Genomic DNA, 9,500 nt, shown 5'->3' on the forward strand with positions numbered 1-9,500 from the left:
GCCCCGGAGCCTCCCGCTCCGGGGCCCTTCCGTCACTTCTTGAGCGCGGCCATCAGGGCCAGCAGGTCCTGGGTCATCGGGACGTCGATCCCGGAGAGGTCGGCCCGCGTTCCCGACGTGATCTCCTCCCCGTTCAGCATGTAGTCCTGGCTGACGATGTCGATCTGGAACTCGGCCGGGCCGTCGAGGACCCGGAGCCGGCCCCCCTCCTTCTCCATGTCGTCGAAGAAGGCCTGCTCACCGATGCCGTCGACCTTCTTCAGGAGGCCGAACTGCTGTGCCCGCGCCTCGAACTCCGGTCCCGGGTCGACCATCTTGTGCAGGGTGTACGTGATGCCGACGCTCTGCTCGCCCCCCTCCGGGCCGAAGCCGACCGTGCACGACATCTCACCGATCGCCGGTTCGTCCACCGTGGGGGACGAACCGTTGTCCCGCCGCTTGCCCAGGGCGTCGGTGAGCGCTTCGAGGCGCGCCACCTCGCAGAGGTCCTCCACCTGCCGGTACCCCTTGAGGTCCACCCCGGCCGGCTCCTCCCGCCCGTACGCGTAGAGCCCGCCGCCCCAGACCGCCGAGGCCGCCACCGCGCCGCCGAGCGCCCACAGCCAGGGGCGGCGGGCGCGGGGCGGGCGGGGCGGCGGGGCCTCGGTGAGCACCTCGGGTCTCTCGAAGCCCGCACCGCCCACCAGCTCGGGTTCCGATATCACGTGTCCTCCCCCTTGCCCCGCGCCGAGCCGGGGGCCGGCGTCGGGGCCACTTCGTACGCGGTCGCCCCGCGCGGCTCCGGTGTGCTGCGCAGGGCCTGCTCGGTGCTGTACGCGCGCAGGTAGCCGACCGCCGTGTTGGTGACGGCGACCAGCGGGACGGCGGCGACGGCGCCGCCGATGCCGGCGGTCAGGCCGCCGGCGGCGACCGCGAGGACGACGGCCAGCGGGTGGACCCGCACCGCGCGGCCCAGGATGAACGGCTGGAGAACGTGGCCCTCGATCTGCTGCACGGCGAGGACGACGACGAGCACCATGAGGGCGGTGAACACCCCGTTGGTGACGAGGGCGACGACGACCGCGAGGGCTCCGGAGACCACGGCGCCGACCAGCGGGATGAAGGCGAAGAGGAAGATGAAGACGGCGAGCGGCACGGCCATCGGCACGTCGAGGAAGTAGAGGCCGATGCCGATGAAGACGGCGTCGATGAGGGCGACGAGGACCGTGCCCCGCACGTAGGCGGTGAGGGTGCGCCAGGCGCGCGGCCCGGCGCCGGCGACGCCCGGGCGGGCCTGGGCGGGCACCAGCTTGAGCGTCCACTCCCAGACCTTCTTCCCGTCGTACAGCAGGAAGAGCGTCGAGAACATGGCGAGGAGGATGCCGGTCATCGTCTCGACGACGACCGTGACGCCCTGGAGGCCGACCTGGGTGATCTGCTCGGCGTTGGTGCCGACGGAGTCGCTGAGGTTCTTGGCGATGCCGTTGATCTGCTGCTCGGTCACGTGGAAGGGGCTGTTGAGGAGCCAGTACTTGAGCTCCTCGATGCCGCCCTTGACCTGGTTGGACAGGTTGTCGATGTTGTCCATGACCTGCCAGACCACGAACCAGCCGACCAGGCCCATCACGACGAAGCCGGAGACGGCGGTGACGGCGGTGGCGAGTCCGCGGGGCAGGCCCCTGCGGCGCAGCATGGCCACGGTGGGCTGGAGCAGGGCGGTGACGAGGAGCGCGGCGACGAACGCGAGGACGACCAGCTGTACGGAGCTGATCACCTTCATCAGGACCCAGACCGTCCCGGCGAAGACGAGCAGGCGCCAACTCGCCTCGGCGGCCACGCGCATGCCCCAGGGAATGGCGGCGGAGGGGTCGGGACGGGCGGCGACGGCCGGGGCGTAGGAGGGGGGCGCGGGGACGGAGAGGCCGGACGCGTCGTCGCCGGTGTCCTCCGGGCCCGGCGCGGCGGTGTCCCGGTCGCCCCCGGGCCGTGCGGTAGCGGCCGCGCGGGGGCGGTCGGCGGGCCTCCCGTACGGCAGGTCGAACTCGTCGTCCCGTGCCGCCTCGGCCCTGCGCTCGTCGAGTCGTCGGCCCGCGCGGCTCAGCCCCTCGCCCAGTCGGTTCAGCCACCCTGGCACTCTCGACATGTTCTTCCCTCTTCCCCCACCCGCTTTTACCGGTGACTCCCCGGGTGCCCCTGGATCCCCGAACCTACACGCCCGTACGCGGGAAGCCCCTCACCGATGGGACGGCGAGGGGCTTCCCGGGGTCGAGAGGCCGGTACTAGTACCAGCGGTTGGCCTGCCAGAAGGACCAGGCACCGCACGGGCTGCCGTAGCGGCTGTCCATGTAGTTGAGGCCCCACTTGATCTGGGTGGCCGGGTTGGTCTGCCAGTCGGCGCCGGCCGAGCTCATCTTGGTGCCCGGCAGTGCCTGGACGAGACCGTAGGCGCCCGAGGACGGGTTGGACGCGCGGTAGTTCCAGCTGGACTCGTGGTCCACGATGTTGCTGAAGCACTGGAACTGCGAGGCCGGCACGATCTGGCGGGCGATCGCCTTGACCTCGGCGATGGTGTAGGAGCCCTGGGCGGCGAAGGACGAGATGTCCCGGGTCGAGGAACGGCTGGCGCGCTCGGCCTCCTCCTTCGCCTTGCGCTCCTTCTCCGCCTTGGCCTTCGCCTCGGCCTCGGCGGCGGCGGCCTTGTCGGCCGCGTCCTTCTTGGCCTCGGCGTCCTTGGCGGCGCGGATGCGGGCCGCCTCCTCGGCGGACTTCTTCGCGGCCGAGTCGGCCGCGGCGGCCTGGACGGAGGCCTGCTCCGCGAGGGACGAGACCTGCACCTGTGCCTGCTCGCCCGCGGGAATGTCCGCGAGCAGCGTGGTGTCGGCGGCGGCAGCCTCGAAGTTGTCCTCAGCGGGCTGCGCGGCGTTGCCCGAGGCGACGCCGACGACGGCGCCGACGGTGGTGACCGCAGTGGCCGAAGCCACCGCGAATCCCCGGACCGAGATCCGGCTCACACGGTTTCCTTCCAGCATCGCCCGGACAGGTGACCACAGGGGCGAAATCTTGCCCCTGACACTGGTCTCCGACGTACGGGGTCACAGGAGACACGGGCCCGTGGTGCTGTGGGCGGCATACGGCGGACGGCTGTTGAGTTGTGCGGTGCGCTCCCCGAAGGGTGCACGGGTGCCGTATGCGGGGGCCTGACGGAAGCAAGACTCTGCCGGACGGTGACGCCGCAAGGCAATTCTGTGTTGCGTGTGAAAGCTCACATCGCGAAAGGGGCAGGTGTTTTGGCGGATGTGGCGGACATGACGACGCCGCCCGGCTAAGCTCCTGCGCTTCGCCGGGCGGCGTCAACTTCCGTACCTGTACAGAAAGGTACGAAACGGTCAGATCTGAACGTCCTCCAGCATCTCCGTCACCAGCGCGGCGATCGGGGAGCGCTCGGATCGGGTGAGGGTGACGTGCGCGAAGAGCGGATGCCCCTTCAGTTTCTCGATGACGGCGACGACTCCGTCGTACCGGCCCACCCGGAGGTTGTCGCGCTGGGCGACGTCATGGGTGAGCACGACCCGCGAATTCGCCCCGATCCGGGACAGAACGGTCAACAGGACGTTCCGCTCCAGGGACTGGGCCTCGTCCACGATGACGAAGGCGTCGTGGAGGGAGCGGCCCCGGATGTGGGTGAGCGGCAGGACCTCCAGCATCCCCCGGCCGAGCACCTCCTCGACGACCTCGCGGCTCGCGACCGAGGACAGCGTGTCGAAGACGGCCTGCGCCCACGGGCTCATCTTCTCGGCCTCGCTGCCCGGCAGGTAGCCGAGCTCCTGGCCGCCGACCGCGTACAGCGGACGGAAGACCATCACCTTCTGGTGCTGACGGCGCTCCAGGACCGCCTCCAGGCCCGCGCAGAGCGCGAGCGCGGACTTGCCGGTGCCGGCCCGGCCGCCCATGGAGATGATGCCGACGTCCGGGTCGAGGAGCAGGTCGAGCGCGATCCGCTGCTCGGCGCTGCGGCCGCGCAGCCCGAAGGCCTCCCGGTCGCCCCTGACGAGCCGCACGTTCCCCTCGGCGGTGACCCGGCCGAGGGCCTTGCCGCGCTCGGACTGGAGCACCAGGCCCGTGTGGACCGGGAGCTCGGCGGCCTCCGGGACGTACAGCGTCTCCTGGTCGTAGAGCAGGTCGACCTGGTCGGCGGAGAGTCCGAGCTCGGACATCCCGGTCCAGCCGTTGGCGTCCGTGATGGCGAGCTCGGCCCGGTACTCCTCGGCGAGGAGCCCGACCGAGGAGGCCTTGATGCGCAGCGGCAGGTCCTTGGAGACGACCGTGACGTCGTACCCCTCGGCCTGGAGGTTGCGCGCGACCGCGAGGATCCGTGAGTCGTTGTCCCCCAACCGGTAGCCGGCGGGCAGGACGCCGGGGTCGGAATGGTTGAGTTCGACACGCAGGGTGCCGCCCAGGTCCCCGATGGGGAGCGGGGCGTCGAGGCGTCCGTACCGGACCCGGAAGTCGTCGAGCAGGCGCAGGGCCTGCCGGGCGAAGTAGCCGAGCTCCGGATGGTGCCGCTTGGCCTCCAGCTCCGTGACCACGACGATCGGGAGCACGACCTCGTGCTCCTCGAAGCGGGACACGGCGTTGGGGTCGGCCAGCAGGACGCTGGTGTCGAGAACATAGGTGCGCCGGTCGGAAAGGCGGCGCTTCGTGCTGGTCACCACGGAAGGACAGACCCCCTCTGAAGACCCTTGCGAGGTCGGGGCGCGACGGAACCGGTGTCGCTGCGGGATGGGACCGGGTTCAGGCCACGATGCGCGGGCCGAACCACGGCCCTCCGCTTCTCCCGTGCGTGTCCCGCACGGTCGTCCTGGTGCAAGGGGCCTCCCGGGTGGCGGACTCCGTGCCGCTCACTTCACCAGGGATATGCCCTCGAACGAGCCCCGCCATGCCATGGCATATGACGACGTGTTCGTGAACACGAGGTGATCGGTTCCGGCCGGGTCCCCCGGGCCTTCCCTCCGGGGGATCAGGTCCCGTAGCGCCGGTGCCGGGCGGCGTAGTCGCGCAGCGCCCGCAGGAAGTCGACCTTGCGGAAGGCCGGCCAGTGGACCTCGCAGAAGTAGTACTCGGAGTGGGCGCTCTGCCACAGCATGAACCCGGAGAGCCGCTGCTCGCCGCTGGTGCGGATCACCAGGTCCGGGTCGGGCTGGCCGCGCGTGTAGAGGTGCTCGGAGATGTGCTCGACGTCGACGATCTCGGCGAGCTCCTCGAAGCTCGTGCCCCGCTCGGCGTGCTCCAGGAGCAGCGAGCGGACCGCGTCGGCGATCTCCTGGCGGCCGCCGTAGCCCACGGCGACGTTCACGAGTATCCCCGTGTTGTCCCGGGTGGCCTCCTGGGCCTCCTTCAGGACGGACTGGGTGCGGGCGGGCAGCAGGTCCATCGTGCCGGCGTGGTGGACCCGCCAGCGGCCGTCGGCGGCCAGCGCGCGCACGGCGTTCTCGATGATGCCGAGCAGCGGGACGAGCTGCTCCTCGGGCCGGTTCAGGTTGTCCGTGGAGAGCATCCAGAGCGTGACGACCTCGACGTCGGTCTCGGCGCACCAGCCGAGCAGCTCCTGGATCTTGTCCGCGCCGGCCTTGTGTCCCTGCTCGGGGGTCCCGCCGGATGCCTTGGCCCAGCGCCGGTTCCCGTCGAGGATGACCCCGATGTGCTTGGGCACCTGGGCGTGGTCGAGACGGCCCTCCACCCGGCGTGCGTAGAGCCCGTACACCAGGTCGCGCAGGTTCACCGTTCTTTACCCCTCTGTGCAGCGACGGACCCCCAGGCATCGGCGGTCCGCAGGCGCCACACTACTGCGCGGGGGCCGCGGGCTCCCAGCCCGGGACGGTCACAAGTCCGTGATAAGCAGAGATACGTGACTGATTCCTCCCCGTACCGCGCTTCCGCGGACCGTTACGACACCATGGAGTACCGCCGCACGGGCCGCAGCGGCCTCAAGCTCCCGGCGGTCTCGCTCGGCCTCTGGCACAACTTCGGCGACGACCGCTCCCTGGACTCCCAGCGCGCGATCCTGCGCCGCGCCTTCGACCTGGGCGTCACCCACTTCGACCTGGCGAACAACTACGGGCCGCCGCCCGGCTCGGCCGAGCTGAACTTCGGCAAGCTCCTCGCCCAGGACTTCGCCCCGTACCGCGACGAACTGGTCGTCTCGACCAAGGCCGGCTACCTGATGCACCCCGGGCCGTACGGCGAGTGGGGCTCCCGCAAGTACCTGCTGTCCTCGCTCGACGCCTCCCTGGACCGCATGGGCCTCGACCACGTCGACATCTTCTACTCGCACCGCTTCGACCCGGAGACCCCGCTGGAGGAGACGATGGGGGCCCTGGCCTCCGCCGTCCAGCAGGGCAAGGCGCTGTACGTCGGCGTCTCCTCCTACACCGCCGAGCAGACCGCCGAGGCCGCGCGGATCCTGAGGGAGCTGGGCGTCCCGGCCCTGATCCACCAGCCCTCGTACTCGATGATCAACCGCTGGACCGAGGAGGACGGCCTCCTCGACACCCTGGAGGCGGCCGGCATGGGCTGCATCTCCTTCGTGCCGCTGGCGCAGGGCCTGCTCACCAACAAGTACCTGAAGGGCGTCCCGGAGGGCTCGCGGGCCACCCAGGGCAAGTCCCTCGACCCGAACCTGCTCTCCGACGAGGTGCTGCGGCGCCTGCGCGGCCTCGCGGACATCGCGGAGCGGCGCGGCCAGTCCCTGGCGCAGCTGGCGCTGTCGTGGGTGCTGCGGGACCCGCGGATGACCTCGGCGCTGATCGGCGCGTCCAGCGTCGCCCAGCTGGAGGAGAACGTGGCCGCGCTCGGCGGCGCTCCCCTGACCGACGAGGAGCTGACGGAGATCGACTCGTTCGCGGTCGACACGGCGGGCGCGAACATCTGGGCCGGCCGGGGCTGACGCCCCCGCCCCGGGTCGGGGCAAGAAAAACGGGCCGGTCCGTGGGGGGGATACGGACCGGCCCGAGGGGGGGTTTCCACCATAACCCTTCGTTAGTCGTCGCGCGCGCCACCTCCGCCCGAAGTCCCGCACGCAATCCCCCGGATCCCTTGCGGGACAAGGGCTGTGGGGCCCTGTGGCGGGTTTACGCCCCGGCGTGGCGGCGGAGTTCCGTCCCTCTCAGGGGGGACCGGGGGGCGGGGGCGCGAGGTTGACGCGGAGGGCTCCGGAGGAGGGTTCCGGGGCCTTCCGGGGACGGCTCCGGGAGACCCCCTCAGGGGACGGCGGTGAACGCGCCGAGGAGCAGGCCGAGCAGCCCGCCCGCGAGCATGAAGGGCCCGAAGGGGATCGCCGAGGAGCGGCCGGCCCGCCGCAGCAGGACCAGGCCGAGGCCGTACGCCGCGCCGAACAGGAAGCCCGCGAACGCCCCGGCGAAGAGGATCCCCCAGCCGTACCAGCCGAGGGCCGCGCCCAGCGGGAGCGCCAGTTTCACGTCGCCGAAGCCGAGGCCGCTCGGGTTGACCAGGAACAGCACCAGGTAGCCGCCGCCGAGGGCGAGCGCGCCGAGCAGCGCGTGGAGCCAGGAACCGGCGTCGTACGGCAGGAGGGCGGCGGCCCCCAGGAGCAGCGGCAGGGCGGCGGCGAGCGGCAGGGTCAGTCCGTCCGGCAGCCGGTGGACGCGGGCGTCGACGCAGGCGAGGAGGACGGCGAAGGGGGCGGCGAGCAGCCAGACCGCCAGCTCGGGCCGGGGCGTGCCGGTCGCGGCGGCGAGGGCGGCGCAGACCAGGGCGGTGAGCAGCGGGGCCGCGACCGGGGCGGCGGTCGCGCACTCCCCCCGGCCGGGCCCGCCGAGCCAGCCGCGCGCGGGGCCCACGAGCACGTGCCCGGCGGGGCAGCGGTCCCGCCAGGGCTCCTCCGGCTGCACGGCGAGCCGGTGGGCGGCGCGCGGGACGAGCAGCCCGGCGGCGGCCCCCCACAGGGCGGCGACGGCGATCAGCAGGACGTTCACGGAGGAGACCCTAGGGCGTGCGTGCCGGGCGCCGCCGGGCAGACGGGACTTTCGACACACGCCCTAGGGGGTGGGGCTACGGTCTGGCGCATGGGGAAATGGGCGGACGGGACGGGGACGCTGGCGGTGCCGGAGGGCCCGGGGGTCCCGCTGGAGGTGGCGGCGTCGTACCGGGCGCGGCGGCGGGGGCTGCTCGGGCGGGACGGGGTCGCGGGGGCGCTGCTGATCGTCCGGACGAACAGCGTGCACACCTTCGGGATGCGGTTCCCGATCGACGTGGCGTACCTGGACCGCTCGTTCCGGGTCCTGTCCGTGGTCACGATGCGGCCGGGGCGGCTGGGCATGGTCCGGCCGCGCGGCCGGCACGTCCTGGAGGCGGAGGCGGGCGCGATGGCGGGGTGGGGGGTGCGGCCGGGGGCACGCGTGCGCGTGGAGACCGGTGCTACGGGGGACCCGGCCCCAGGAGGGTGAAGGCCCCGTACGCGGCGGAGGCGAGGGCGAGTCCGGCCAGGACCGGGACGGCCGTGCGGGTCCGGAGCCGCGCGAGGGCGGCGGCGGGCGGGAGCAGCAGTCCGAACGCGGGCATCATCAGGCGCGGCCGGGAGCCGAAGTAGGCGGCGCCGACGAGGGAGACGAGGACGACGCCGAGCGTGTAGAGGAGCAGGGGCAGGGGTTGTCGCTGCCGTACGCAGAGGGCGACGAGCCAGCCGAGCAGGGCCAGGGCGGCGGTCAGGCCGAGGGCGGCGGGCCAGGGCAGGCCCGCGACGAACCGGGCGAGCGCGAGGCCGCCGTCGATGGAGTTGCCCCAGGCGGCCTGGACCTCGAAGTAGGCGGTGGGGCCGCCCTCGCGGACGCCGACGTACACGACGTACCCCAGCCAGCCCAGGGGCGCGATCAGCACGCCCGCCAGCGTCCGCGGGGGCAGTCGGCGGTCCCGTACGAGGGCGGCGAGGGCCGTGGTCCCGAGCGCGGCGATCAGGGCGACGGCGGAGGGGCGGGTGAGGCCGGCGGCGACGCAGAGGAGACCGGCGAGGATCCAGCGGCCGCGCAGGACCGCGTACAGGGACCAGGCGGCGAACGCGGTGAAGAGGGTCTCCGTGTACGCCATGGACTGGACGAACGCGGTCGGGTACACGCCCCACAGGACGGCGAGCAGGACCCCGGTCCTCGGCCCGAAGGCGTGGGCGCCGCACCGGAAGACGCCCCAGGCGGCGGCGAGCCCGGCGGCCCAGGAGACCAGGAGCCCGGCGCCGGCCGCGTCGAGGGGCAGGACGGCGGACAGACCGCGCTCCAGGGCCGGGAGGAGCGGGAAGAAGGCCAGGTCGGAGTGGACGTCCCCGTCGGGGAGGACGGTCTCGTACCCGTAGCCGTGCTCGGCGATCCGTACGTACCAGACGGAGTCCCAGCGTCCCTTGAGCCGGTGCAGCCCGTCCTCGCCGGTCGCGGCGGCGGCGACCGCGAGGACGACGAGGCCGACCACGCGGGTGGCGGCGTAGCCGCCGAGGGCGAGGAGGAGGGGGGAGGCGGGGG

At 72.6% G+C, this 9,500-nt stretch carries 9 protein-coding genes; 2 read left to right on the forward strand and 7 right to left on the reverse strand.

Annotated elements, in window-relative coordinates; all coding sequences use genetic code 11:
• Positions 1-32: 32 nt before the first annotated feature.
• The 5 genes from ADL08_RS22715 to ADL08_RS22735 form a co-directional block, all read right to left on the reverse strand.
• A complete protein-coding gene (locus ADL08_RS22715; RefSeq protein ID WP_053645871.1) occupies positions 33-704 on the reverse strand; it encodes a hypothetical protein in 672 nt (223 codons plus the stop codon).
• On the reverse strand, positions 701-2,122 hold the full coding sequence (locus tag ADL08_RS22720; RefSeq protein ID WP_053645873.1) for an AI-2E family transporter: 1,422 nt from the start codon (positions 2,120-2,122) through the stop codon (positions 701-703). Before ADL08_RS22720 ends, ADL08_RS22715 begins: the two co-directional genes overlap by 4 nt.
• Positions 2,123-2,258: 136 nt before the next feature.
• Entirely contained in the window at positions 2,259-2,990 is a 732-nt protein-coding gene (locus tag ADL08_RS22725; protein ID WP_053645875.1) for a lytic transglycosylase domain-containing protein, read from the reverse strand.
• A gap of 375 nt (positions 2,991-3,365) precedes the next feature.
• Positions 3,366-4,691, reverse strand: a complete 1,326-nt coding sequence (locus tag ADL08_RS22730) for a PhoH family protein (RefSeq protein WP_053645877.1) — start codon at positions 4,689-4,691, stop codon at positions 3,366-3,368.
• A gap of 305 nt (positions 4,692-4,996) precedes the next feature.
• The gene (locus ADL08_RS22735; RefSeq protein ID WP_053645879.1) at positions 4,997-5,758 is read right to left on the reverse strand and encodes an isoprenyl transferase; all 762 of its coding nucleotides are present in this window, start codon (positions 5,756-5,758) and stop codon (positions 4,997-4,999) included.
• A gap of 126 nt (positions 5,759-5,884) precedes the next feature.
• On the opposite strand from ADL08_RS22735, the gene mgrA reads away from it, so the two are divergent.
• Positions 5,885-6,922 (forward strand): L-glyceraldehyde 3-phosphate reductase, encoded by a 1,038-nt coding sequence (gene mgrA, locus ADL08_RS22740; RefSeq protein WP_078968022.1) that lies wholly within the window; start codon positions 5,885-5,887, stop codon positions 6,920-6,922.
• 313 nt (positions 6,923-7,235) lie between these two features.
• On the opposite strand, the gene ADL08_RS22745 is transcribed toward mgrA, so the two are convergent.
• Positions 7,236-7,970, reverse strand: coding sequence for a prepilin peptidase (locus ADL08_RS22745; protein WP_053645882.1), 735 nt, complete (start codon positions 7,968-7,970; stop codon positions 7,236-7,238).
• 90 nt (positions 7,971-8,060) lie between these two features.
• Between ADL08_RS22745 and ADL08_RS22750 the strand changes: the two genes are divergently transcribed.
• A complete protein-coding gene (locus ADL08_RS22750) occupies positions 8,061-8,441 on the forward strand; it encodes a DUF192 domain-containing protein (protein WP_053645884.1) in 381 nt (126 codons plus the stop codon).
• On the opposite strand, the gene ADL08_RS22755 is transcribed toward ADL08_RS22750, so the two are convergent.
• On the reverse strand, positions 8,413-9,500 hold a 1,088-nt coding region (locus ADL08_RS22755; RefSeq protein ID WP_053645886.1), incomplete at its 5' end, for a hypothetical protein. The genes ADL08_RS22750 and ADL08_RS22755 overlap by 29 nt on opposite strands.

This window comes from Streptomyces sp. NRRL F-6492, from assembly GCF_001280125.1.
Taxonomy (GTDB): Bacteria; Actinomycetota; Actinomycetes; order Streptomycetales; family Streptomycetaceae; genus Streptomyces.

Bases quoted from the DNA above. Each gene is read 5' to 3' on its own strand.
- ADL08_RS22720 (WP_053645873.1), bottom strand. From the start codon at position 2,122: ATGTCGAGAGTGCCAGGGTGGCTGAACCGACTGGGCGAGGGGCTGAGC.
- ADL08_RS22750 (WP_053645884.1), top strand. From the start codon at position 8,061: ATGGGGAAATGGGCGGACGGGACGGGGACGCTGGCGGTGCCGGAGGGC.